Here is a 23,733-nt window from a genome sequence, read left to right as displayed (position 1 = left end):
ATGGGCGGCGACGGCCACGGCAAGTCCGACGGCAGGACCGACGGCAAGGGCACGGCGCTGGTCCTCGGCGGCGGCGGGCTGACCGGCGTCGGCTGGGAGGCCGGAATGCTGTACGGGCTCGCCCGCGCGGGCATCGACCTGTCCGGCGCCGACCTCGTCGTCGGCACCTCGGCCGGCTCGGTCGTCGGCGCGCAGCTCACCTCCGGACTGCTCACCCCGCAGGAGCTGTACGAGCGCCAGCTCGGCGACCCCGACGGGGAGCTCCCGGCGAAGCTGGGCACCGGGCTGATCGCGCGCTACGCCGTCGCCATGGTGCGCTCCCGCGACCCGAAGGCCTACCGGCGCCGGGTCGGAGCCATCGCGCTCGCCACCGACGCCGGGGCGGAATCGGAGCGCCGCAAGGTGCTGGAGGCCCGGCTGGTCTCGCACGCCTGGCCCGAGCGGCGCCTGGTGGTCGCGGCGGTGGACGCGCTGACCGGCGAACTCGCCGCCTTCGAGCGGGGGAGCGAGGCCGGGCTGGTCGACGCCGTCTCGGCGAGCTGCGCCGTACCCGGGGTGTGGCCGCCCGTGACGGTCGCGGGGCGCCGGTTCATCGACGGCGGGATCCGCTCGGCGACCAACGCCGACCTGGCCACCGGCTACGCCCGCGTGGTGATCCTCGCGCCGATGTCCATGGGCGGCAGGCTCGTCCCCTCGCCGGCCTCGCAGGCCGCGCGGCTGCGGGCGGCCGGGGCGAAGGTGGCGCTGATCACCCCGTCGGCGGCGGCCCGCAAGGTCTTCGGGCGCAACGTACTGGACCCGGCCCGGCGCGATCCCGCGGCCCGGGCGGGGCTGGAGCAGGCCGCCGAGCACGCCGCGGAGGCCGCCGGTGTCTGGGCGGATCCGGCGGCCTGACAATGGTGCGGTGAGTGACGAACAGATTCCGGTGATCCGGGACGTGGCCCAGGGCACCGCCAAACTGATGCCGGACGTCGACGGGGAGCGGGCCTGGCTGCTCACCGTGGACGGCGCCCCGCAGTCGTACGTGGACCTCGACGACCCGGAGCACCTGGAGTTCGAGTACGTACGCCGTCTCGCGCACGTACTGGACTGCGCGGGCGAGCCGGGGGCCCCGCTGGACCTGCTGCACCTGGGCGGCGGCGCGCTGACGCTGCCCCGGTACGCGGCGGCCACGCGTCCCGGGTCGCGGCAGGACGTGGTCGAGTTCGACGCGGGACTGGTCGAGCTGGTCCGCGAGTTCCTGCCGGTGGCGGCCGACACAGGGATCACGGTGCACGTCGCCGACGCGCGGGCCTGGCTGGAGGCGGCGCCGGATGCGAGCGCGGACGTGGTGGTGGGGGACGTGTTCGGGGGATCCCGGGTGCCGGCTTCGCTGACCTCCGTGGAGTACGCGCGCCAGGTGGCCCGGGTGCTGAGGCCCGGCGGCGTCTACGCGGCGAACCTCGCGGACGGGGCGCCCTTCGGGTTCCTGCGCGGGCAACTGGCGAACTTCGCCGCGGTCTTCGGGGAGCTGGGTCTGATCGCGGAGCCGGGGGTGCTGCGGGGGCGGCGGTTCGGGAACGCGGTGCTGCTGGCCTCGGACCGGGAGTTGCCGGTGGCGGCGCTCTCCCGGGTGTGCGCCGGGGACGCGTTTCCCTCCCGGGTGGAGGTGGGGGTGGCGCTGGCCCGCCTGATGCGGGGGGCGCTGCCCGTGGCGGACGCCGACGCGGTGGCTTCGCCCGAGCCGCCGGAGGGGGCGTTCAGCCTCGGTTGAGGGGCGGGGCCGCTGCGCGGGGCTGTCCCCTACCCGCCCTTCGCCCGTTCCCCGGGGCTCTGCCCCGGACCCCGCGCCTCAAACGCCGGCGGGGCTGGAGTCGGCGGGGCTGGATGTGGCGGTGGCGGGGACGGCCCCCTGGGTGGGCTTCGGGGGTTTGCGGGTCATGTGGCGGACGTCCGGGACCAGGAGGACGGCCGCGGTGACCAGGACGACCAGGGCCGCGCAGCCCCAGAGGGCCGAGGTGCGGCCGATCGCGGATTCGACCGGGCCGGCCACCGCCGTGGCCAGCGGGAGCATCGACAGCGAGCCGAACCAGTCGTAGGCGGAGACCCGGGAGAACATCTCCTCCGGGATCTCCTGGTGCATCGTCGTCATCCAGCTCACGCCGAACACCTCGATGGCCGTGCCGCTCACGAACATCACCGCGCACAGCCCCCACACCGGCAGCGGCACCGCCAGCCCCGCGGAGGGCAGCGCCAGCGGGAACACGCACAGGGTTCCGACCAGCAGCAGGCGGCGCGGTTTCCACACCATCATCAGGACGGCCCCGCCGATGGTGCCGACGCCGAAGAAGGCGAGCGCCAGGCCCCAGGGTGCCGGGCCGCCCAGTTGGTCCCGGGCGACCAGGGGACCGTAGACCGCCTCCGCGGCGCCGACGACGGCGACGACGACGGAGAACTGGAGCACGATGCTCCACAGCCAGGGGCGGCTCCTGAACTCCACCCAGCCCTCGCGCAGATCGGCCAGCAGGCCGCCGCCGGAGGTCCGTTCGGCGACGCGGCCGACGTCGAGGAAGGCGCGCAGGGCGCCGGCGACCGCGAAGGCGGCCGCGTCCAGGGCCAGGACCCAGCCGGGCCCCATCGCGGCGATCATGGCTCCGCCGAGGGCCGCTCCGCCGATGCCGGCGCCGTTCATCGCCATCCGGAAGAGGGCGAAGGCACGGTTGGAGTGCTCGCCGGAGACGCTGGAGAGGAGCATGCCCTCGGCGGCCGGGTTGAAGAAGGCCGTACCGGTTCCGCACAGCGCGGTGAGCAGCATCATCTGCCACAGCTGCGGGTCGCCGGCGAGGACGAGCACGGCGAAGGCCGCTTGGGAGAGGCAGTTCAGGATGTTGGCCGCGACCATGACGTGGTGGCGGGGTATCCGGTCGGCGATGGCTCCGCCGATGAGGAGGAAGAGGACGAGCGGCAGGGTGCGGGCGGCGGCCACCAGGCCGACGTCGCCGCCGGAGCCGCCGGCGTCGAGCACGGCGAACGCGGCCGCGATGAGCGCTCCGTGGCTCCCGAGGTTCGTGACGACCGCCGCACCCGTCAGCAGGGTGTAGTTGCGGCTCGCCCAGGCGGGCCGGCGCCGGAACGCGGACGAACGGGACGTACCGGGGGAGGGGGTGGGGAGAGGGCTCACCCCTGGACTATCCCCGTACCGGGCCGGGAAGCCAAACGGATTCCCGGCCCGGGGGCTCGCTGCCGGAGATCAGTTGGTGTTGATGCGGATGCTGCTCAGGATCTTCTCGTAGGTCTCCTGCGGCACCTCGCCGGGGACGTTCGCGGCGCCGTAGAGGACCCAGCTGGAGAGGTCACCCTTGGGGGTCAGGAAGCTGAAGGCGATCGACTTGCCGTCCGAGGAGCACTTGTTCTCCTTGGGCAGGCCGGTGACGGTCGCGGTCGCCATGGAGCCCTTGAGCCCGGAGGCGGTGGTGTACTCCTTCGGGTCGGTGACCTTGACGGTGCCCTTGGGCGCCTTCTGCGCGTACCCGGCGAACACCCAGTTGCCGGCTTCGTTGCGCGCGGCCTCGTTGAGGTCCTTGGCGCCCTGGCCGCCCTTGGTTCCGGTGCCCGCCAGGGAGGTGCTCTCCTCCTTGCCGTCCTTGTTGGCGTCGACCTTGCACCAGTCCTCCTTGAGGAAGGCGGGTGCGGACATCATGACGAGGGCGGTGCCGTCGCCCTTGACGTCGTCGGAGAAGCCGACGGACATGCCCGAGGACAGCACGTTCCACTCCGGCGGGACGTCGAAGGCGGTGCCGTACTTCGGGTTGATGACGACCTTCCAGCCCGGGATGACCGGCTTGACGTCGCCGCTGCCGCGCGGGTTGGCGCCCGAGCTGGCCGGGGCCGGGGTGCCGGAGGAGGCCGGGGCCGTGGGGGAGGTGGTCGGCTTGTCGTCCGCCTGGTTGCTCGTGCCCTTGTCGTGGTTCATGACGACCACGCCGGTGACGACGGCCGCCACGACCACCGCCGAGGCCGCGACGATGGCCACGGTCTTGGTCGCGAAGGGGCTCTTGCCCCCGGGAGGCTGGGGTGCGGCGGGCGGCGGAGCCCCCCACTGCTGAACGGGAACGGTCTGCGGCTGCTGCTGGCCCCACTGCTGGGGGGCGGGCGGCTGCTGCGGATATCCGTAGCCGGGCTGCTGTTCGCCGTGCGCCGGCGGCTGCTGCTGGTACGGGTTCGGCGTTCCCGGCTGCTGCTGGTACGGGTTCTGATGCGCGTCCTGAGGGTTCTGTTCTCCCCCGGGCGGCTGCTGCTGTCCTGGCCACATGGCCGGTAACGATAGTGGGAGCGGGAGCGGGGAGCCACGGCCGCCCCCGTACAGGTATGGCCAATGCCGCTTACTGGTGGGTAATATTTGGTCGCATGAGCGCTGAACAGATGAACGTGGGCGAACTCCTCGCCGCCACCGTGCCGATGGCCAAGACCCTGAACCTCCAGTTCCTGGAGACCACCCCCGAGCGCGCGGTCGTCCGGCTGCCGGACCAGGCAGAGTTCCACAACCACCTCGGCGGCCCGCACGCGGGCGCCATGTTCACCCTGGCCGAATCCGCCAGCGGCGCGATCGTCCTGGCCGCCTTCGGCGAGCAGCTCTCGCGCGCCGTGCCCCTCGCCGTGAGCGCCGAGATCGGCTACAAGAAGCTCGCCAAGGGCGTCGTCACGGCCACCGCCACGCTCGGCCGCCCCGCCGCCGAGGTAGTCGCCGAACTCGACGCGGGCGGCCGCCCCGAGTTCCCCGTCACCATCGCCATCCAGCGCGAGGACGAGGCCGTGACCGGCGAGATGACCGTCGTCTGGACGCTGCGCCCCAACGCGTGACGGCGCGGGCCGACGAGCCCCGCCGGGGTCCCGCCGCCGCGCAGCCGCCGCCGCAGGGCTGAACGTCGGCCGCGCGATGGCGCGCCTGAGGCGGGCCCGGGCCGAGGGCGGCGCACAGTGGGCGGCGGGAGCGGTCCGGCGCGGGCCGCTCCCGCCGACCGGCGCCCGAGGCTCCCCGCGGACGGCGCTGCCGAAGCCCACGCCGCAGGGAGCGCCCATGAGCGAGGCCGTGTCCAGACGCCAGGTGATGGGCCTCCTCGGGGCGGTGGGCGCCGCCCTCGGCGCGGCGAGCTGCGTACCGGCGCCACCGCCCGGCGCGCAGTCCCGTAAGGCCGCAGTAGCGACCGCGCCCAAGGCCGGCAGCGCGGCCAGGGTCGACGGGCTGCTGGGACGGCTCACCCTGGAGGAGAAGACCGTCCTGCTGCACGGCGCCCCCGACCCGGCTCCGCTCGGTCAGGCCGGATACCTGCCCGGCATCCCCCGCCTCGGCATCCCCGCACTGCGGCTCGCCGACGGACCGGCCGGGGTCCGCGTGGGCAAGCCCGCCACCGCGCTGCCCGCGCCCGTACTGCTCGCCTCCGCCTTCGACCCGGCGCTCGCCCGCGAGTACGGCCGGGTCATCGGGCGCGAGGGCCGGGCCCTCGGTCAGGACGTGCTGCTCTCGCCGATGGTCAACCTCATCCGCACCCCGTACGCCGGACGGAACTTCGAGACGTTCGCCGAGGACCCGAAGCTCACCGCCGACCTGGTCGGTGAGGTCGTCCGCGGCATCCAGGACGAGGGGCTCATCGCCACCGTCAAGCACTTCGCGCTCAACAACCAGGAAAAGGGCCGCGACACCGTCGACGTCATCGTCGCCGAACAGACCCTCCACGAGACGGAGCTACGGGGCTTCGAAGCCGCCGTGGCGGCCGGCGCGGGCGCGGTGATGGGCGCCTACAACAAGGTCAACGGGGTCTACGCCTGCGAGAGCAAGCCCCTCCTCGACGAACTGCTGCGCGGCCGCTGGGGGTTCGACGGCTGGGTGATGTCCGACTGGGACGCCGCCCACAGCACCGTCGCCGCCATCGGCGCCGGCCTCGACATGGAGATGCCCGGCGGCACCCACTACGGAGCCCCGCTGCGCGAGGCGGTGCGAGGCGGCTCCGTCCACGAGAGCGCCGTGAACCTCGCGGTCCGCCGCATCCTGACCACCATGGACCGTTTCGGGCTGCTCGCGGAGCACCCCGCCGCCCGGCCCGCCCGGGACGCGGCCGCCGGGGCCCGGATCGCCCGCCGGGTGGCCGTGGCCGGCGCGGTCCTGCTGCGCAACGAGCGCGCCACGCTGCCGCTGACGGGAGCGGCCGCCCGCTCGATCGCCGTCATCGGCCCCACCGGAGGGACCCCGTTCGTCAGCGGCGGCGGCAGCGCGCACGTGGTCCCCGACGCGGCCGCCGCCCCCCTCGCCGCGATCCGGCAGCGGGCCGGTTCCGGCGCCACCGTGCGCTACGCGCTCGGCGAGGACCTGTACGGGCGCCCGCTCCCGGCGAAACTGCTGACCCCCGACACCGGCCTCGACGACCGGAAGGTGGACGCCGGGCGCACCTGGAGCTACGAGGGCACCTTCCGGCTCGCGGCCGACGACGAGTGGACCCTGCTCGTCCACTACAGCGGGAAACGGCCGGTGGTCAGGCTCGACGGGGAGGAGCTGTTCCCGGTCCGCCAGGGCGTGGCCGAGTACTTCGCCGGCGGGCTCCTCGGCGCCGCGCCCGACGGGCTCGCCGTCCGCCGCCGCACCCTCGCGCTCAAGGCGGGCGAGCACCGGCTCGCCGTCACCGCCGAAGGCGGTCCGCAGGGACAGCGGCTGCGGCTGCGCCATACGACGGGGGCGACCCGGGCCGCCGACCTCGCCGAGGCGGTCAAGACCGCCAAGGAGGCGCACAGCGTGGTGCTGTTCGCCTACGAGGACGCCACCGAGGGCAGCGACCGGACCTCCCTGGGCCTTCCGGGAGGCCAGGCGGCGCTCATCGAAGCGGTGGCCGCCGCCAATCCGCGGACCACGGTGGTGCTCAACACCTCCTCCAGTACGACGATGCCCTGGCTGGCCCGTACCGCAGCCGTCCTCCAGATGTACTACCCGGGCCAGGAGGGTGCGGGAGCCACCGCCGACGTGCTCTTCGGCGACGCGGACCCGGGCGGCCGGCTCACCCAGACCTTCCCGGCCGACGAGCACGCGACCCCGGTCGGCGGCGACGCCGCGCGCTATCCGGGGGTGGGCGGCCGGCAGGAGTACTCCGAGGGCGTCCACGTCGGCCACCGCTGGTACGACGCGCAGCGGGTGGCTCCGCTGTTCGCCTTCGGGCACGGGCTCTCGTACACGACCTGGGAGTACGAGAAGCTGGCCGTCCGACCGGGCCCCGGCCACGGGAAGGGCGGCGGGCTGCGCGTGGAGTTCACCGTCCGCAACACCGGGCGCCGCAAGGGCACCGAGGTGGCCCAGGTGTACGTGGGCCCCTCGCCGGACCTGTCGCTGGAACAGCCGGTGCGCCTGCTGGCCGGCTACCGCAAGCTCACCCTGGAGCCCGGCGAGGCGCAGCGGGTGGTCCTCGACATCGACGCGCGCACGCTGTCCTCGTGGGATCCCGAGCGCCATGCGTGGGTGGTCGGTTCAGGCCGTCGGGAAGTGTTCGCCGGTCGTTCCTCGCGCGAACTCCCGCTGCGGGCAAAGGCTGTGGTGGCGACCGGATAGGCTGCCCGTTCGGCCTGTCACAGGGGGCGGGCCGGGCGAAGAACTCGGGAGGACGTACCGGTGCACATCCAGGAATGGCTGGAGACGATTCCGGCGGTCAGCATCTACCTCCTGGTGGGGCTCGTCATCGGGGTCGAGAGCCTCGGAATTCCGCTGCCCGGAGAGATCGTGCTGGTCAGCGCCGCGCTGCTGGCCTCGCAGCAGGGCCATATCGACCCCGTGGTGCTGGGCGCCTGCGCGACCGCCGGGGCGATCGTGGGCGACTCGATCGGCTACGCGATCGGGCGCAAGGGCGGAAAGCCGCTGCTGGAGCGGCTCGGGCGGCGCTTCCCCAAGCACTTCGGGCCGGACCAGGTGGCCGTGGCGGAGCGCTCCTTCGAGAAGTGGGGCATGTGGGCCGTCTTCTTCGGGCGGTTCGTGGCGCTGCTGCGGATCTTCGCCGGGCCGCTGGCGGGCGTGCTGCACATGCCGTACTGGCGGTTCCTGATCGCGAACGTCCTCGGCGGAATCCTGTGGGCGGGCGGTACGACGGCCGTGATCTACACCATCGGGGTCGTCGCCGAGCCGTGGCTCAAGGGGTTCTCCTGGGTGGCCCTCGCGCTGGCCCTGCTGTTCGGGCTCGCGGTCACGGTGGTGGTGCGCGGCCGGATGAAGAAGGCGGCCGCGGCGGCGCGCGCCGATGCCTCCTCGGAATCGCCTTCCGCCTCGGCCGTGCTCGCCGACTGAGCGGCTCTTCCCCTCCGCCCGCTCCGCTCCGCCCCGCCCCGGGTGAGCGGGGCGGGGGAGGGGTCCTCAGGCGTCCGGGGTCACCGAGGCGCGGTGCTGCTTGGCCAGCTCGTTGTACATCAGGGCGTTGACCTTGATGCCCTCGCGCTCCTCATCGGTCAGCTCGCGCCGGACCTTCGCCGGAACGCCGGCGACCAGCGAGCCGGGCGGGACGATCATGCCCTGCGGGACCAGCGCCTGGGCCGCCACCAGCGAGCCGGCGCCGATCACCGCGCCGTTGAGGACCGTCGCGCCCATGCCGATCAGGCAGTCGTCCTCGACGGTGCAGCCGTGCACGACGGCGTTGTGGCCGATGGAGACGCGCTCGCCGATGGAGACCGGGAAGCCGGGGTCCACGTGCACGGTGCAGTTGTCCTGCACGTTGCTGTCGGCGCCCAGGGTGATCGGACCGCAGTCCGCGCGGAGCACCGCGGAGTACCAGATGCTCGCGCCCGGGCCCAGCCGTACGTCGCCGACGACCACGGAGGTGGGCGCCGTGAAGGCGGAGGGGTCGATCTCGGGGTTCTTCCCGTTGACACCCGCCACGAGTGCCTGGGCCGCCTGCTGCGTCATGTGTTCTCTTCCTCCGGCTGTACGTCGTGTCGCGCTAACGGCACCGTAGGGCACGCGGTCCGCGCCCCCCGAGATGGGGTGAAGATCACGGCGCGGTGCGGGGCCCGGCGCGCTACGGTGACCCGGTGGCGAAGAACCAGAACACGTTCTCATCTCTGACGGCCGTGCGCCGCCGGCTCGCGGCCCGCGTCGTCCACGCGGGCTGGCGCTGGATGCAGCGGGCCGGTGCGGTCACCGCGCAGACCCCGGGACCGTTGCGGTTCGGGGCGATCGGGCACGCGACCCGGCTCGCCTTCCCCCAGGGCACGGTCTTCGGCGAACCCTGGATCAGGCTCGGCGACCACTGCATCATCGGTGAACAGGTCACGCTCACCGCCGGCATGATGCCGGACCTCGACCTCGGCGCCGAGCCCATGCTGATCCTCGGCAACGGCGTGGTCATCGGGCGCGACAGCCATGTCATCGCCGACGCCCGGATCGAGATCGGGAACGACACCTTCTGCGGTCCCGGGGTGTACATCACCTCCACCAACCACAGCTACGACGATCCCCACGAGCCCGTCGGCAAGCAGTGGCCGCGCAGCGCCCCGGTGGAGATAGGGCCGGGCTGCTGGCTGGGCACCGGCGCGGTGATCCTGCCCGGGGCCCGACTGGGCCGCAACGTGGTCGTGGCCGCGGGGGCCGTCGTACGGGGCGAGGTGCCGGACCACGCCGTGGTGGCGGGGGCGCCGGCCCGGATCGTCCGCCGCTGGGAGCCCGAGACGGGCTGGCAGCCGCCCCTGCGCACACCGGCGCCGGTGCCTATTCCCGAAGGGGTGACGCCGGAGCAGCTGCGCGCGCTGGCCGAGGTGGGGGAAGCGGAGTGAACACCACGATCCGGGTGGACGCGACGGCCCGCGCCGCCGGGCTCAGCTGGGAGAGCGGGGACCGGCTGGGTTGGACCGGCTGGAGCTGATGCACCAGGTGGACAACCCGGCCTCCTGCCGGGTCGCGGAGAAGGCCGGTTACCGCCTCGACCGGGTCCTCCCCGCCGTCCCGCCCTTCCCGTTGGACGGCCATCTGCACGTCCGCGGCGCGGACCTGACCGACAAGATCCGAAAAGAGACGGCCTAGCCGGCCGCGAGGAGGACCGTGCCCGCCAGGGCCAGGCCCGCGCCCGCGGCCTGGACGGTGCGCAGCCGTTCCTTGAGGACGGCGAAGGCGGCCAGCGCGGTGATCACCGGGTAGAGCGAGGAGAGCACGGCGGCCACGGTGACCGGTCCGTGCTGGGCGGCGATGGAGTACGTGCCGTTCGCGGCGACGTCCGCGAGCCCGACGAAGGCGAGCGCCGGCAGCAGCCCCCACAGGATCCGCAGCCCGCCCGCATCCGCGGGGAGGGCCGGGACTCCGCGCCGGGTCCGGACCCAGAGGGCGGTGCCGCCGACCGCGACGTTGGTGACGCGCTGCACGAAGAGCGCGAGGAACAGCCCCGGGACCGTGGAGGAGGCGGGCGCGATCAGGGCCATCACCGCGCCGAAGCCGAAGGCCGCCACGAGGGTGAGGACGACGGCCCGCCGCTGTACGGGGGCGCCGCGCAGCTCGGGGCCGCCCGCGAGCACGATGCCCGCGACGGCCACCGCGATCCCCGCGAACTGGCCGATGCCGGGCCGCTCGCCCAGCATCAGCCCGGCGGCCACCGGGACCACCACGCCGAGCGAGCCCAATGGGGAGACCACGCCCATCGGGCCGAGCGCGAGCGCCTTGTAGAAGCTGAGCATCGCGACCGGCCCCACCAGGCCCGCCCCGACCGCGAACCAGAGCTGCGGGCCGGCCTCCCGCCAGGCGCCGGTGCCCAGCACGACCGCGCCCAGGGCGGCGACCGCGACGATCTGGGAGGCCACGACCACGGTGAGGGCCGGGAGCCTGCGGGTCAGCAGCCCGCCGCCGAAGTCGGCCAGCCCCCACAGGACGGCTGTGGCCAGGGCGAACAGGGCGGTCATGGCAGGACCTCGCAGTACAGTGCGGTGGATGATGGGGTGCAGCGTCTTATACGACGTGCACACCGCACGATAGTTCAGCCTGTTGCACTGTGTCATTCAAAATCTTGGACTCCGCGTCCATGGTGTTGGACGGATTGGACGGTAGGGGTGTCGGACCTCGAACAGCTCACCCAGGCGCTGGCCCGGAATCTCAAGCGCTGGCGCGGTGAGCGCGGCTTCACCTTGGAGGCCCTCGCGACCCGTGCGGGGGTGAGCCGCGGCATGATCATCCAGATCGAGCAGGCCCGTACGAACCCCAGCGTCGGCACCACGGTCAAGCTGGCCGACGCGCTCGGCGTCAGCATCACCACCCTGCTCGACTACGACCGCAGCCCGCAGGTGCAGGTGGTGCTGCCGGGGCAGGGGGTTCGGATGTGGTCCACCGAGGGGGGCAGCGGCGCGAGCATGCTGCTCGGCGACGACCGGCGCGGGCCGGTGGAGATGTGGACCTACCGCCTGGAGCCCGGCGAGGGGACCGCCTCGGACCCGCATCCGTCCGGCACCTTCGAAATGCTGCACGTCACGGCGGGGGAGTTGACTCTGGTGGTCGACGACGAGAAGTACCTCGTACCGGCGGGCGGGGCGGTCTCCTTCGAGGCGAACGCCCCGCACGCCTACCGCAACGAGGGCTCCGGGCCGATGGAGATGACGATGGCGGTCTCGATCCCGCCGGTGTCCCTGCCGTCGGGTTCCGCCCCGTCGGCGTCCGCCCCGCCGACGACGTCCGTTTAGCCCCTGTCCCGGCCGAGGCGCCGGCTCAGCGCTGAGCGGCCGCCGTCGCCGCCGGTGATCAGGGCTTCCACGAAGGGGGCGGCGAGCGAGCCTTCCGCCAGGGTGCCGTCGAGGTCGAGTGGTCGAAGGTGTGCGCCTCAGAGCGCGGGGATCTCGATCGCCGGGCAGCGGTCCATGACCATGTCCACGCCGGCCGCACGGGTGCGGTCGTACGCGGCCCCGTCGATCACGTTCAGCTGGAACCAGACGGCCTCGGCGCCCTTCGCGACGGCCTCGTCCGCGACCGTGCCCGCCAGGGCGCTGTTCACGAAGACGTCCACCACGTCCACCTTGAACGGGATCGCTTCCAGTGAGGGGTACCCCGGCTCGCCGTGGACCGTCTCTGCCTTGGGGTGCACGGGGACCACGCGCTTGCCGTACCGCTGGAGCACCTCGGCCACGCGGTACGCGGCCCGCTCCTGGTTGTTGGACAGGCCCACCACGGCCCAGGTGTCGCCGAGCTCGGTGAGGATCTTGCGGATGGTCGCGGAATCGCCGTACACGTGGGCCGCCTCCTGCTGTTTCGCATGCCTGCTGACTACTGCCAGCTGGATCAACGGAAAAGACACATGTCCGATTCCCCGTAGGGTGGACCGGTGAAGGCAGACCAGTACGTGACGGTGTCCCGCGAGGGCGTGCACGAGTCGGAGATCAACCGCTCGCGGTTCCTGTGCGCGCTCGCCCCCGCCGCGACCGAGCGGGAGGCGCAGGAGTTCGTCGCGCGCATCCGCAAGGAGCACCCCACCGCCTCGCACAACTGCTTCGCCTACGTCATCGGCGCCAACGCCTCCGTCCAGAAGGCCAGCGACGACGGGGAGCCCGGCGGCACCGCCGGGGTGCCCATGCTCCAGATGCTGATGCGCCGCGACATCCGCTACGCCGTCGCCGTCGTCACCCGCTACTACGGCGGCGTGAAACTCGGCGCCGGCGGGCTCATCCGCGCCTACGGCGGGGTCGTCGGCGAAGCCCTCGACGCGCTCGGCACCGTCACGCGCCACCGCTACCGGCTGGCCACCGTGACCGTCGACCACCAGCGGGCCGGCAAGACCCAGAACGACCTGCGCTCCACCGGTCGGACCGTGGTGGACCTGCGCTACGGGGCCGCCGTGGAGATCGAGGTCGCCCTCCCCGAGGCCGACCTGCCCGCCTTCGAATCCTGGCTGGCCGACAGCACCGCCGGCAGCGCCACCCTCACCCTGGGCGGGGAGACGTACGCGCCCTGAGCGGCCGGGGCGGGGCGGGGGAGGCGTTAGCGTAGAGGGGTTCAGGGTTCGTCCAGCAGGGGGAGACGGTATGCGCGGCGGGGCCGGCGAGTGAAGTTCCTGCACACCTCCGACTGGCATCTGGGCCGGTCCTTCCACCGGGTGAACCTGCTCGGGGCCCAGGCCGCCTTCATCGACCACCTGGTGGAGACCGCGCGCGAGCGCGAGGTCGACGCGGTGCTCGTCGCCGGTGACGTCTACGACCGGGCCGTGCCCCCGCTGCCCGCCGTCGCGCTGTACGACCAGGCCCTGCACCGGCTCGCCGAGCTCGGGGTGCCCACCGTGATGATCTCCGGCAACCACGACTCCGCCCGCCGCCTCGGGGTCGGGGCCGGGCTGATCGGCCGGGCCGGGATCCACCTGCGGACCGACCCGGCCGGGTGCGACGACCCGGTGGTGCTGGCCGACGTACACGGGGACGTGGCGTTCTACGGGCTGCCGTACCTGGAACCCGCGCTGGTCAAGGACGATCTCGGGGCGGGCAAGGTGAGCCACGAGGCGGTCCTGGGCGCGGCCATGGACCGGATCCGGGCCGACCTGGCCGGGCGCGCGCCCGGCACCCGCTCCGTGGTCCTCGCGCACGCCTTCGTCGCCGGCGGGCAGGCCAGCGACAGCGAGCGCGACATCACCGTCGGCGGGGTCGAGGCCGTGCCGGTCTCCGTCTTCGACGGGGTCGACTACGCCGCCCTCGGCCACCTCCACGGCTGCCAGACGATCAACGAACGGGTCCGCTACTCCGGTTCCCCGCTCGCCTACTCCTTCTCCGAAGCCGACCACCGCAAGACCATGTGGCTGATCGAGCTGGGCGCGGAAGGGGAGATCGCCGGCGCCGAGCGCATCGACGCTCCCGTGCCGCGCGGTCTCGCCCGGGTCCGGGGGCCGCTGGAGGAGCTGCTCTCCGAGGACGCTTACGCCCGCTACGAGGACTGCTGGCTGGAGGCCACCCTCACCGACCCCGTCCGGCCCGAGGACCCGATGGCCCGGCTCACCGCGCGCTTCCCCCACACCCTGAGCCTCGCCTTCGACCCCGAGGGGCGCACCGAGGACGGCGGCGGCTCCTACGCCCAGCGGCTCAAGGGGCGCAGCGACCAGGAGATCGCCGAGGACTTCGTCACCCACGTGCGCGGGGGCGGTGGATTCTCCGACGAGGCCGAACGGGCCGTCCTCCAGGGCGCCTTCGACGAGGTACGGGCCGAGGACAGCCGGCAGGAGACCCACCGATGAGGCTGCACCGGCTGCGGATCACCGCCTTCGGCCCCTTCGCCGAACCGCAGGAGATCGACTTCGACTCCCTCTCCGGCGCCGGGATCTTCCTGCTGCACGGACCCACGGGAGCCGGAAAGACCTCCGTCCTGGACGCCGTCTGCTACGCCCTCTACGGTTCGGTGCCCGGCTCCCGCCAGGCCCCCGGCACCAGCCTGCGCAGCGACCACGCCGCCGGCGACACCCCGACCGAGGTCACCCTCGAACTCACCGCGGGCGGGCGCCGCCTGGAGATCACCCGGCGCCCCGAGCAGGACCGGCCGAAGAAGCGCGGCACGGGGACGACGAAGGACAAGGCGCAGAGCTGGCTGCGCGAGTACGACCGCGAGGGCGCAGGTGAGGGGGGCGGGGAACACTGGCGCGCGCTCAGCCGTTCCCACCAGGAGATCGGCGAGGAGATCGAGCAGCTGCTCGGCATGAGCCGCGAGCAGTTCTGCCAGGTCGTGCTGTTGCCGCAGGGCGAGTTCGCGCGCTTCCTGCGGGCCGACGAGGCGGCGCGGGGCCGACTGCTGGGCCGGCTCTTCGACACCCGCCGCTTCGCCGCCGTCGAGACCCTGCTGGGCGACCGGCGCCGGACCGCCGAAGCCAAGGTCCGCGCCGGGGACGAGCAGGTGCTGCACACTGCCCAGCGCCTGGCGCAGGCTGCCGGAGACAGCGCCGACCTGCGGGCCTGGCCGCTGCCCCGGCACCAGCCCGGCGACCCCGGACTCGCCGAGGCGATCCGCGCCTGGGCCGCCGTCGCGCGCTCCTGCGCCCGTGAGCGGCTCACCGTCGCCGAGTACGCGCTCGCCGCCGTCGAGGGGCGCCACGCCGCCGCCCAGCGGGCCGCCGAGGAGGCGCGCGAGCTCGACCGGCTGCAACGCCGGCACGCGGAGACCACCCGCCGGGCGGCCCTGCTCGCCGAGGCCGCTCCGGAGCGGGAGAGGGTGCGCGCCCTGCTCGACCGGGCCCGCCGCGGAGCCCTCGTCGCCCCCGCGCTGGAGCTGCGCGGAGCCGCCGCCGGGGCGCACATGGCCGCCGCTCACGCGGAGACCGTGGCCCGGTCGGTGCTCCCGCCGCAGTACGCCGAAGCGGGCACCGAGCAGCTGGCCACGCTGGAACAGGGGCTGCGCGGGGACCTCGGAGCGCTCGGAGCCGCCCGCCGGGCCGAGCAGCGCAGCGCCGAGATCCGCCGCGAACGGGCCCACCTGGAAAGGGAATCCCGGGCCGCCGAGGAACAGCAGCAGGAGACGGCCGAATGGCTCGGCCGCTGGGACGCGGCCCGGGCCGGGCTGGCCGGGCGGGTGGACGCCGCCCAGCAGGCCGCGACCCTGGCCGAGCAGCTCGCGGGCAAGCTGGAACCCGCCCGGCTGCACCTGCACGCCGCCGAGCGCCGCGACGCCTTCGAGGCCGACGCGGAGCGGGCCCGCGGTGAACTGCTCACCGCGCGCGAGGAGTCGACCGCCGCCCGGGAGCACTGGCTGGAGCTCAAGGAGACCCGGCTGCGCGGGATCGCCGCCGAACTGGCCGCGGCCCTGGTGGCGGGGGAGCCGTGCGCCGTGTGCGGAGCCGACGAACACCCGGCCCCGGCCCGGCCGGCCCCCGGTCACGTGGACAGCGCCGCCGAGGACGCGGCGCACGCCCGCTTCGAACAGGTCGAGGAGCGCAGGGCCGACGTCGAGCGCCGCCTGGCCGCCGCCCGGCAGGCCCGCGCCGAAGCCGCGGCCGCCGCAGGTGAGGCCACCACCGCCGAACTGCGCGAACTCGCCTCCGACCTGAGCACCCGGCACGCCGCCGCCCACACCGCGGCCGCCGGACTGCACGCCGCCCGCGAGCGGCTCGACCGCGCCGAGCGGGAGCACGCCGTGCGCAGCGCCGACCGGCTGGAGGCCGAGGTCCGGGCCGCCGGGCGGGCCACCCGCCGCGAAGCCCTCGACGAGGAACAGGCCTCGCTGGAGACGGAGCTCGCACAGGTACGGGGAGACGCGCCCAGCGTCGCCGCCCGCGCCGAGGTCCTCGAGGACCGGGTCCGGATGGTCACCTCGGCCTCGGCCGCGCTGCGCCGGGCCGAAACCACCGCCGCACGGCTGAAGGAGGCCGACGGCCAGCTGGCCGACGCCGCCTTCAAGGCCGGGTTCGACACCATCGAGGAGGCGGCCGACGCCGTACTCCCGGAGTACCAGCGCACCGGCCTGCAGCACCGGATGGACGCCTGGCAGGCGGAGGAGGCCATGCTGGCCGACCGCCGCGGGGAGCAGGACACCGCCGCGGCGGCGGCCCTGCCCCCGGCCGACCCGGATGCCGCCGCGGCCTACGCGGACCGGGCCGCCGCGAAGCTGCGTAGCGCCGGATCCGCCGTCGACGCCTCCCGGGTGCGCTGCGCCGAACTGGACCGGCTCTCACAGCAGGCGGAACGGGAACTGCGGGCCCTGGGACCGCTGCGCCAGGCCTACGAGCGGGTGGCCCGGCTCGCCGGACTCACCGCGGGCACCTCCGCCGACAACGAACGCAAGATGCGGCTGGAGGCGTACGTGCTCGCGGCCCGGCTGGAGCAGGTCGCGGCCGCCGCGACGGTACGTCTGCTGCGCATGTCCGGCGGCCGCTACACCCTCGTCCACTCCGACGCCAAGGCGAGCGGACGCGGGCGTTCCGGGCTCGGACTGCACGTGGTCGACGCCTGGACCGGCAGCGAGCGGGACACCGCCACGCTCTCCGGCGGCGAGACCTTCTTCGCCTCGCTCGCCCTCGCGCTGGGCCTGGCCGACGTGGTCACGGACGAGGCGGGCGGCATGCGGCTCGACACCCTCTTCATCGACGAGGGCTTCGGCAGCCTCGACGACCAGGCGCTGGACGAGGTGCTCGACGTACTGGACTCGCTGCGCGAACGCGACCGCAGCGTCGGCATCGTGAGCCACGTCGCCGACCTGCGGACCCGGGTGCAGGCGCAGCTGGAGATCGTCAAACAGCGCGGCGGCTCGGTGGTGCGCCACCGCACGGCCGCCGGAACGCCCTGAGCGGCCGACGCGACGGTACGGAAGGACGGGCCGGCTCCCCCACGGGGGCCGGCCCGTCCGTCCGTCGCGGTCAGAGCTTCGACAGCTCGTCCACCAGGTCGTCCAGGCCCAGCGAACCCTGGGACAGCGCCGCCATGTGCCACGCCTTCAGGTCGAAGGAGTCCCCGTGCGCGGCCCGTGCGTTGTCACGGCCCAGCAGCCAGGCGCGCTCGCCCAGCTTGTAGCCGATCGCCTGGCCCGGCATCGACAGGTAGCGGGTCAGCTCGCTCTCGACGAAGTCGGCCGGCCGGCCGCTGTGCAGACCGAAGAACTCCTGCGCCAGGTCCACCGTCCAGCGCTCGCCCGGGTGGAACGGCGAGTCCGCCGGGATCTCCAGGCCCAGGTGCATGCCGATGTCCACGATGACGCGCGCGGCGCGCATCATCTGGCAGTCCAGGTAGCCCAGTCGCTGCTCGGCGTCCTTGAGGTAGCCCAGCTCGTCCATCAGCCGCTCCGCGTACAGCGCCCAGCCCTCGCAGTTGGCGCTGACCTGACCGACGCTGGCCTGGTAGCGGGAGAGCTGGTCCGCGACGTGCGTCCACTGCGCCAGCTGGAGGTGGTGGCCGGGGACGCCCTCGTGGTACCAGGTGGAGACCAGGTCGTAGACGGGGAAGCTGGTCTGCCCCATCGTCGGCAGCCAGGTGCGGCCGGGACGGGAGAAGTCCTCGGAGGGGCTCGTGTAGTACGGGGCCGCCGCGCCGCCCGGAGGGGCGATCAGCGACTCCACCTTCTTGACCCGCTCGGCGAGTTCGAAGTGGGTGCCGTCCAAGTTCTCGATGGCCTCGTCCATGAGGCCCTGCAGCCAGGCCTGGACCTCGTCCACGCCCTCGATGTGGGTGCCGTGCTCGTCCAGGTGCTTGAGCACCTCCCAGGGGCCCGCGTCCGGCAGGATCTTGGCGGCTTCGGCCTTCATCTCGCCGAGCAGCCGGTGGTACTCCGACCAGCCGTAGGCGTACGCCTCGTCCAGGTCCAGGTCGGTGCCGTTGAAGTAGCGCGACCAGCGGGCGTAGCGCTCGCGGCCCACCGGGTCGGGCTGCCCCTCGATCGCGGGGGCGTACACGTCCCGCATCCAGTCGCGGAGTTCGACCACGGCGGCGGTGGCCGCGGCGGCCGCTTCGTCGAGCTCGCCGCGCAGGGCCTCGGGGCCGCCGGCCGCGAACTCGGAGAAGAAGCCGACGCCCGCCTCGCCCGCCGCCTCGCCGGCCCAGCTGGTGAGCTGCTCGATGAAGGTGGCGGTGGGGCGCGGGCCGCCGTACAGGCCGCGGTCCAGGCCGAGGGCGAGGCACTCGCGGTAGCCCGCGTAGGCGGTGGGAACGGCGCGCAGCCGCTCGGCGATGGCGGCCCAGTCCTCGTCCGTGTCGGCCGGGGTCAGGGTGAAGATCTCGCGGACCGAGTGCGCCGGGGAGTGGATGTTGCTGACGGCGCGCAGGTCCTCGTCGGCCTCGTGGACCGCGAGCTCGGCGGTGAGGCGCTCGCGCAGCAGACGGGCGCAGCGGCGCTCGACGTCGGTGTCGGCGCCCGGCTGCCGCTCGGCGGCGTCGAGCAGTACGAGGGTGGAACGGGAGAGCTCGGCCGCGGCGGCGCGTCCCGCGGGGGACAGGTCCGGGAGCTTGCCGGAGGATGCGGCGACACCGAGATAGGTGCCCATGATCGGGTCGATGGCGATGAGGTCGTCGACGTAGGAATCGGCGACCTGGCGGGGCAGTCGTGCGGCGCTGTCGCTGGCGAGGATGTCTGACATGTGGACATCTTCATACGGGGGACGGGGCCGCGTCATCACCGAGTGGCCTCAAACTGCTGTCTAGTGCTGTGACGGGCAAGGTTCACCGGGTCGCGGCGCCCGGCACGGCACCTCGCCGCGTTGTCGGACCACGGCGGTACGTCCAGTACGAGCCGCGGTCCTCCGCCTTGCGATGCACCGCACCGGACACCGCGACCCGGCAAACCTTTCCGGCCACAGCACTAGGCAGGCGCGGGAAGGGCGCCGGGCGTTTTTTGGAAGGTCGAACACCGCTGCCGGACCCGGGCCGGATCCTGATCGGATCCGGCCCGGAGGTCAGTGCTGCGTACGGGGCAGACCGCGGGACTCGCCGGGGACCTCGTACGGAAGGCGGGAGTTGACCGGGGTCGTGTCCAGCCGGGCCGTGATCACCAGGGTGCCCTCCTCGATCTGGTAGTCGAGGGGCAGGCCGAGGCCGCGCATGGCGGCGACCATGCCGGTGTTGGAGGCCTGGGTGACGGCGTACACGCTGTCGCACCCGGCCTCGACGGCCATGCCGATCAGCCGGCCCAGCAGCTCGGAGCCGATGCCGCGGCGCTGCCAGTCGTCCTCGATGAGCAGCGCGACCTCGGTCTCGTCGCCGTCCCAGAGCAGGTGGCCGAGGGCGACGAGCTTGCCGGAGGCGGTGGTCGCGGCGAGGGTACGGCCGAAGCGCGGGCTCAGCAGGTGGCCGAGGTAGCGGTCGGCGTCGGCGACGGGGCCGTGGTAGCGCAGCGAAAGGGTGCGCTCCGAGCAGCGGTCGTGCATCGCGCGGGCGGCGGCCAGGTCGGAGCCGTCGGCGCGGCGGACGGTGATCTCGTTGCCCTCGGGCAGCGTCAGCACGTCCTGGCTGCGCGGGACGCGCGGCCCGAGCCGGGCGTCGAGCTCGACGAGCGCGCGGGCGCGTGCGAACTCGGTCGGGGTGAAGGGCAGGTAGGGCCGCTCGATGGTGATCGCGCCGCCCGACGGGTCGCGCAGCCGCATGACCGTGGCCTCCAGGACCCCTTCGACCGGGGCGTCCGCGCCGGCGTTGGGGCGTCCGGAGAGGGTGGTCGCCGGGATGGAGTGGATGGTGCAGCGGCCGAGCAGCTGGCGCAGGGCGAGCGGGAGCTCGGCGGCGTCCAGCGCGGTGCGGGTGGCCAGGCCCAGGACGCGAGTCGGGGTGTCGACGAGGTCGTGGGCGTCGGCGCGCTCGATCCAGGTGCTGTGGCCGCCCGCGCCGGCGATGGCCCGGATGAGGTCGGCGGAGGGCAGCTGCTGCGGGGCGCGCAGCAGGAACTCGTCCACCGTGCCGCCCTCGGGGAGCGGGTGCGTCTGGAGGGTCAGGATGTCCACGCCGCTCCGGGCGAGGGCGGTGCAGATCGCGGCGAGGCTGCCGGGCTCGTCGCGCACCGTGGTCCGCATCCGCCACAGCGCGGTGGTGAGCGCGGCGTCCGAGGCCGGTCCGGCCGCGGTCGCGGTGGACACGGCGGCGGCCGCCGCGCCCGGATCGGAGGGAGCCGTACCCGGGGGCGGCGGCGCATGGCTGTGGCGCCGTGCCCACCAGGTGTGGAACGCGGCCGTGACCAGGAGCGCCACGGCCGAGGCGACGAGCATGACGGGGCCCCGCGGACCGTGTGCGACGAGATTGGCGATGCCGTCGGCGACCGCTACGGCGCAGAAGAGGGCGGCGAGTTCGACGAGGTCCCGGCGCCAGTGGTGGCGGTGGGGACGCTGGGAAGAGGCAGGAATACGCTCAGTCATGCAGACCACTGTGACGCAGGGGTGTTGCGTGATCACGAACGATCTGTGACCGACTGGTTAAGGATCCATCTGGCCGATTTCGCCCTGTTTTCCGGCTGATTTCAGATACCGGGGGTGAGGCGGGCTCCAGGGGTGCCCGCCGGTACCGGCGTCATCCCCTACTGTCCCACCCTTCCGGGCTGCAGCGTCTGCGTGAAGAGCACCCCGCCGCCCTGGCGCCGCAACCGGACGGTGAGCTCGCCGCCGTCCCCGTCGATCTCGACCTCGCCGTAGTACGGGGGGTTCTCGGACGGGGACATGTTGGCGAGCGGCGCGGACTGCACGTACGCCGTCTCCGGGCCGAAGGTGGCGTCGAGCCGGCCCGCCGGGAAGCCGCCCGCCCCGATGGGGCCGGAGACGAACTCCCAGAACGGAGCGAAGTCGGTGAAGGCGGCCCGCTCGGGCGCGTAGTGGTTCGCGGCCGTGTAGTGGACGTCGGCGGTGAGCCAGAGGGTGCCGGTGACGCGCTGGTGCTTGATGTGGCGCAGCAGTTCGGCGATCTGGAGCTCGCGGCCGAGCGGCGCACCGGGGTCGCCCTGGGCCACGGCCTCGAAGTTCGCGGTCCCGTCGGCGACCACGATGCCCAGCGGCATGTCGGCGGCGATGACCTTCCAGGTGGCGCGGGAGCGGGAGAGCTCGCGCTTGAGCCAGGCCAGCTGCTCGGAACCGAGGATGCCGATGGGGTCGTCGGTCTGGCGGCCGGGGGAGTTGGCGTCGCGGTAGGTGCGCATGTCCAGGACGAACACGTCGAGCAGCGGCCCGTAGCGCATCACCCGGTACATCCGGCCCTCGGCGCGGCCGCCGCGCAGGTCGGTGACGGGGAAGTACTCGCCGAAGGCCTGGCGGGCCCGGCCGGCGAGGGTGTCGATGTCCTTCACCGTGTAACGGGGGTCGTCGAGGATCTGGCCCGGGTACCAGTTGTTGCGCACCTCGTGGTCGTCCCACTGGGCGAGGACCGGCACCTGGGCGTTGAAGTCGCGCAGGTTGCGGTCGAGGAGGTTGTAGCGGAAGTTGCCGCGGTACTCGGCGAGGGTCTCGGCGACCTTCGCCTTCTCCTCGGTGGTCACGTTGTGCCACAGGGTGCCGTCGCGCAGGGGGACGGAGGCCTGGAGAGGCCCGTCGGCGTAGATGGTGTCCCCGCTGAAGAGGAAGAAGTCGGGGTCGCGCAGCCGCATCTCGTCGAAGACGCGGTAGCCGCCGATCTCCGGGTTGATGCCCCAGCCCTGGCCCGCGAGGTCCCCGGACCACAGGAAGCGCACGTCGCGGCGGCGGGAGGCGGGGGTGGTGCGGAAGGTGCCGCGGACCGGCTCGCCGGTGCGGCGCGGGTCGTCGGGGTCGGCGAGGACCACCCGGTAGTGGATCTGCTGGCCGGGCGGGAGCTCGCGCAGGGTGGCGGTGCCGGTGAAGTCGGTGCCGGGGCCGAGGAGCGGGCCGCGGTGGCGGCGGACGGCGTAGCGGAACGATTCGCTCGGCGAGGTCTCGACGTACATCCGCGCGGGCCGGTCGGACCGGGCCCAGACGGTCGCCGAGTTGGCGGTGATCTCGCCGGACTGGACGCCCCAGAGGGCGTTCGGGCGGCCGGACCGGGTGAAGGCGGGCGCGGGGGCGGCGTACGCCGGGAGGGCGAAGGCGCCGGACAGGGTGCTGGACAGGGCGAGCCCCACCGGAACGGCGAGGGATCCGCCGAGCAGGGAGCGTCGGGTGTGCGGCATCGGTGCCATCGGTGCGTCTCCATGGGCCGGCGGGACGGGCCGGACCAGTGTGCCGTCGTACACCGGCCGAACACCGGCCCGCCCACGTCGTGCACGCGAACCGTGCGTGAACACTGATGAGCGGGCGGGCCGGGCGGTGGGCGCGCGGATGAGCGTCCGTCAGCAGGTCACCGGGCAGGGCGGGTTGTGCCTGTGGTCTCCATGTCGCGGGTGTCCCGGCGGGCCGCGTTCAGCCGGGCCGTGTCCAGGATGACCCGGGCGACGAGCGCCGGGTCGTCGTTCATCGGGACGTGGCCGCAGCCCGGGAGCCGCACGAGGCGCGCGCCCGGGATGGTGTGCTTGGCGCGTATGCCCTGGCGGCGCAGGAGCAGCCGGTCGCGGCTGCCCCAGGCGATGGTGACCGGCAGTCCGGGCAGGTCGTCGGTGAACCGTACGGAGCCGCCCGCCGCCAGGGTGTCCTCGAAGCCGGTGGCCTCGCGCAGGGCGAGGGTCTCGGCGACCACGGCTTCGGGGGAACGCCGGGCGGGGCGCGCGTAGATCGTGCCGGTGAGCGCCGCCCGGCCCGCGCCGCTGCGGGAGAGCCGCTCCACGGCGGAGCGGGGCAGGGCGGTGGCGCCGACGCGCATGGCGCGCAGTGCGGCGAAGGCGTAGCGGCGCTCGCCCTCGGACCAGAAACCGGCGGGGGAGAGGGCGGTGACCGAGCGGGCCAGGCCGGCGCGGCCCATTTCGAGCGCGAGCAGACCGCCGAGGGAGTTGCCCGCCACGTGCGGGCGCTCGACGCCGAGGGCGGCGCACAGCGCGCCGAGCGCCGGGGCGACGGTGCCGAGATCGTACGGAACCCCGTGCGGCAGCGGCTCCGAGGCGCCGAAGCCGGGCAGGTCGACGGCGATCACGTCGTGCTCCGCGGCCAGGATGTCGGTGACCGGGCGCCAGGCCTGGAGGTGGTGGCCGATGCCGTGGAGCAGCAGGAGCGGCTCGCCCGCGCCCTTGCGCTCGTAGGCGGCGGTGGTCGTGCGGGTGCCCAGCGGCGAATCGATCGTGAAGGAGACCGTGGCGGTCATGCTGCTCCTCGTCGGGGTCGGGCGGACGCGTGTGAGACAGGTTGTCAGTAGTGTCGCCCGCCATGATTACCGCCGGGTAGCCCCCGACATCAAGAGCTCTGGTAACGGCTGCCCGCGAACATCCCGTGAACAGGTTGATGCATATGCCCGATCTGCCCGGCAAAGGGA

Annotated in this window: 19 protein-coding genes and 1 pseudogene; 11 read left to right on the top strand and 9 right to left on the bottom strand. The window is 73.8% G+C overall.

Annotation, left to right across the window (positions count from 1 at the left end; translation table 11 throughout):
- Together OHU74_RS05175 and OHU74_RS05170 are read left to right on the top strand one after the other, a co-directional pair.
- Positions 1-894, top strand: coding sequence for a patatin-like phospholipase family protein (locus OHU74_RS05175; protein WP_371614807.1), 894 nt, complete (start codon positions 1-3; stop codon positions 892-894).
- A 67-nt stretch (positions 895-961) separates the two neighbouring features.
- A complete protein-coding gene (locus OHU74_RS05170; protein WP_371619571.1) occupies positions 962-1,753 on the top strand; it encodes a spermidine synthase in 792 nt (263 codons plus the stop codon).
- Between the two features lie 78 nt (positions 1,754-1,831).
- Here the strand turns inward: OHU74_RS05170 and OHU74_RS05165 are convergent, their stop codons facing one another.
- Positions 1,832-3,160 carry an MFS transporter gene (locus OHU74_RS05165; protein WP_371614806.1) on the bottom strand — a complete coding sequence of 443 codons (1,329 nt, stop codon included), beginning with the start codon at positions 3,158-3,160 and terminating at the stop codon, positions 1,832-1,834.
- Between the two features lie 69 nt (positions 3,161-3,229).
- On the bottom strand, positions 3,230-4,291 hold the full coding sequence (locus OHU74_RS05160) for a hypothetical protein (RefSeq protein WP_371614805.1): 1,062 nt from the start codon (positions 4,289-4,291) through the stop codon (positions 3,230-3,232).
- A gap of 95 nt (positions 4,292-4,386) precedes the next feature.
- Here OHU74_RS05160 and OHU74_RS05155 point away from each other — a divergent pair, with 95 nt between their 5' ends.
- From OHU74_RS05155 to OHU74_RS05145, 3 genes are all read left to right on the top strand, one after another.
- Positions 4,387-4,839 (top strand): DUF4442 domain-containing protein, encoded by a 453-nt coding sequence (locus OHU74_RS05155; RefSeq protein WP_371614804.1) that lies wholly within the window; start codon positions 4,387-4,389, stop codon positions 4,837-4,839.
- Positions 4,840-5,056: 217 nt separating this feature from the next.
- Positions 5,057-7,567: a beta-glucosidase gene (locus OHU74_RS05150; RefSeq protein ID WP_371614803.1), complete on the top strand. Its 2,511-nt coding sequence runs from the start codon at positions 5,057-5,059 to the stop codon at positions 7,565-7,567.
- 60 nt (positions 7,568-7,627) lie between these two features.
- Positions 7,628-8,293 carry a DedA family protein gene (locus tag OHU74_RS05145; RefSeq protein WP_371614802.1) on the top strand — a complete coding sequence of 222 codons (666 nt, stop codon included), beginning with the start codon at positions 7,628-7,630 and terminating at the stop codon, positions 8,291-8,293.
- A 66-nt stretch (positions 8,294-8,359) separates the two neighbouring features.
- On the opposite strand, the gene OHU74_RS05140 is transcribed toward OHU74_RS05145, so the two are convergent.
- Positions 8,360-8,905 (bottom strand): gamma carbonic anhydrase family protein, encoded by a 546-nt coding sequence (locus tag OHU74_RS05140; RefSeq protein ID WP_371614801.1) that lies wholly within the window; start codon positions 8,903-8,905, stop codon positions 8,360-8,362.
- A 125-nt stretch (positions 8,906-9,030) separates the two neighbouring features.
- Between OHU74_RS05140 and OHU74_RS05135 the strand changes: the two genes are divergently transcribed.
- Together OHU74_RS05135 and OHU74_RS05130 are read left to right on the top strand one after the other, a co-directional pair.
- Positions 9,031-9,771: a DapH/DapD/GlmU-related protein gene (locus tag OHU74_RS05135; RefSeq protein WP_371614800.1), complete on the top strand. Its 741-nt coding sequence runs from the start codon at positions 9,031-9,033 to the stop codon at positions 9,769-9,771.
- 67 nt (positions 9,772-9,838) lie between these two features.
- Positions 9,839-10,018: pseudogene (locus OHU74_RS05130) on the top strand (GNAT family N-acetyltransferase); the annotation flags it as partial.
- Here OHU74_RS05130 and OHU74_RS05125 read toward each other — a convergent pair.
- Positions 10,015-10,884, bottom strand: coding sequence for an EamA family transporter (locus tag OHU74_RS05125; RefSeq protein WP_371614799.1), 870 nt, complete (start codon positions 10,882-10,884; stop codon positions 10,015-10,017). The pseudogene OHU74_RS05130 and the gene OHU74_RS05125 overlap by 4 nt on opposite strands.
- Before the next feature lie 147 nt (positions 10,885-11,031).
- Here OHU74_RS05125 and OHU74_RS05120 point away from each other — a divergent pair, with 147 nt between their 5' ends.
- Positions 11,032-11,655, top strand: coding sequence for an XRE family transcriptional regulator (locus tag OHU74_RS05120; RefSeq protein ID WP_371614798.1), 624 nt, complete (start codon positions 11,032-11,034; stop codon positions 11,653-11,655).
- 137 nt (positions 11,656-11,792) lie between these two features.
- Here the strand turns inward: OHU74_RS05120 and OHU74_RS05115 are convergent, their stop codons facing one another.
- The gene (locus tag OHU74_RS05115) at positions 11,793-12,197 is read right to left on the bottom strand and encodes a CoA-binding protein (protein ID WP_371614797.1); all 405 of its coding nucleotides are present in this window, start codon (positions 12,195-12,197) and stop codon (positions 11,793-11,795) included.
- A 93-nt stretch (positions 12,198-12,290) separates the two neighbouring features.
- On the opposite strand from OHU74_RS05115, the gene OHU74_RS05110 reads away from it, so the two are divergent.
- The 3 genes from OHU74_RS05110 to OHU74_RS05100 all read left to right on the top strand — a co-directional run bounded on the left by OHU74_RS05110 (position 12,291) and on the right by OHU74_RS05100 (position 17,212).
- Positions 12,291-12,917, top strand: a complete 627-nt coding sequence (locus OHU74_RS05110) for a YigZ family protein (RefSeq protein ID WP_371614796.1) — start codon at positions 12,291-12,293, stop codon at positions 12,915-12,917.
- Between the two features lie 90 nt (positions 12,918-13,007).
- Complete coding sequence (locus OHU74_RS05105; RefSeq protein WP_371614795.1) at positions 13,008-14,180, top strand: exonuclease SbcCD subunit D; 1,173 nt, start codon at positions 13,008-13,010, stop codon at positions 14,178-14,180.
- Positions 14,177-17,212: an AAA family ATPase gene (locus OHU74_RS05100; RefSeq protein WP_371614794.1), complete on the top strand. Its 3,036-nt coding sequence runs from the start codon at positions 14,177-14,179 to the stop codon at positions 17,210-17,212. The genes OHU74_RS05105 and OHU74_RS05100 overlap by 4 nt, the downstream gene beginning before the upstream one ends.
- A 70-nt stretch (positions 17,213-17,282) precedes the next feature.
- On the opposite strand, the gene OHU74_RS05095 is transcribed toward OHU74_RS05100, so the two are convergent.
- The 4 genes from OHU74_RS05095 to OHU74_RS05080 all read right to left on the bottom strand — a co-directional run bounded on the left by OHU74_RS05095 (position 17,283) and on the right by OHU74_RS05080 (position 23,565).
- The gene (locus tag OHU74_RS05095) at positions 17,283-18,992 is read right to left on the bottom strand and encodes a DUF885 domain-containing protein (RefSeq protein ID WP_371614793.1); all 1,710 of its coding nucleotides are present in this window, start codon (positions 18,990-18,992) and stop codon (positions 17,283-17,285) included.
- Between the two features lie 315 nt (positions 18,993-19,307).
- Entirely contained in the window at positions 19,308-20,753 is a 1,446-nt protein-coding gene (locus OHU74_RS05090) for a GNAT family N-acetyltransferase (protein ID WP_371614792.1), read from the bottom strand.
- A gap of 158 nt (positions 20,754-20,911) precedes the next feature.
- Entirely contained in the window at positions 20,912-22,513 is a 1,602-nt protein-coding gene (locus OHU74_RS05085) for an alkaline phosphatase (protein ID WP_371614791.1), read from the bottom strand.
- 158 nt (positions 22,514-22,671) lie between these two features.
- A complete protein-coding gene (locus tag OHU74_RS05080; RefSeq protein ID WP_371614790.1) occupies positions 22,672-23,565 on the bottom strand; it encodes an alpha/beta fold hydrolase in 894 nt (297 codons plus the stop codon).
- Positions 23,566-23,733: the final 168 nt, after the last annotated feature.

Origin of the sequence: Streptomyces sp. NBC_00454 (assembly GCF_041434015.1) — a bacterium.
Classification (GTDB): domain Bacteria; phylum Actinomycetota; class Actinomycetes; order Streptomycetales; family Streptomycetaceae; genus Streptomyces.
The sequence above is the reverse complement of the archived record's forward strand: the minus strand, read 5'-3'. Positions and strand labels throughout refer to the sequence as shown.

Excerpts from the sequence above, each read along its gene's own strand:
- OHU74_RS05175 (WP_371614807.1), top strand. The coding sequence starts at position 1 with ATGGGCGGCGACGGCCACGGCAAGTCCGACGGCAGGACCGACGGCAAG.
- OHU74_RS05170 (WP_371619571.1), top strand. The coding sequence starts at position 962 with ATGCCGGACGTCGACGGGGAGCGGGCCTGGCTGCTCACCGTGGACGGC.
- OHU74_RS05160 (WP_371614805.1), bottom strand. The coding sequence starts at position 4,291 with ATGTGGCCAGGACAGCAGCAGCCGCCCGGGGGAGAACAGAACCCTCAG.
- OHU74_RS05155 (WP_371614804.1), top strand. The coding sequence starts at position 4,387 with ATGAGCGCTGAACAGATGAACGTGGGCGAACTCCTCGCCGCCACCGTG.
- OHU74_RS05150 (WP_371614803.1), top strand. The coding sequence starts at position 5,057 with ATGAGCGAGGCCGTGTCCAGACGCCAGGTGATGGGCCTCCTCGGGGCG.
- OHU74_RS05140 (WP_371614801.1), bottom strand. The coding sequence starts at position 8,905 with ATGACGCAGCAGGCGGCCCAGGCACTCGTGGCGGGTGTCAACGGGAAG.
- OHU74_RS05125 (WP_371614799.1), bottom strand. The coding sequence starts at position 10,884 with ATGACCGCCCTGTTCGCCCTGGCCACAGCCGTCCTGTGGGGGCTGGCC.
- OHU74_RS05100 (WP_371614794.1), top strand. The coding sequence starts at position 14,177 with ATGAGGCTGCACCGGCTGCGGATCACCGCCTTCGGCCCCTTCGCCGAA.
- OHU74_RS05095 (WP_371614793.1), bottom strand. The coding sequence starts at position 18,992 with ATGTCAGACATCCTCGCCAGCGACAGCGCCGCACGACTGCCCCGCCAG.
- OHU74_RS05090 (WP_371614792.1), bottom strand. The coding sequence starts at position 20,753 with ATGACTGAGCGTATTCCTGCCTCTTCCCAGCGTCCCCACCGCCACCAC.
- OHU74_RS05085 (WP_371614791.1), bottom strand. The coding sequence starts at position 22,513 with ATGGCACCGATGCCGCACACCCGACGCTCCCTGCTCGGCGGATCCCTC.
- OHU74_RS05080 (WP_371614790.1), bottom strand. The coding sequence starts at position 23,565 with ATGACCGCCACGGTCTCCTTCACGATCGATTCGCCGCTGGGCACCCGC.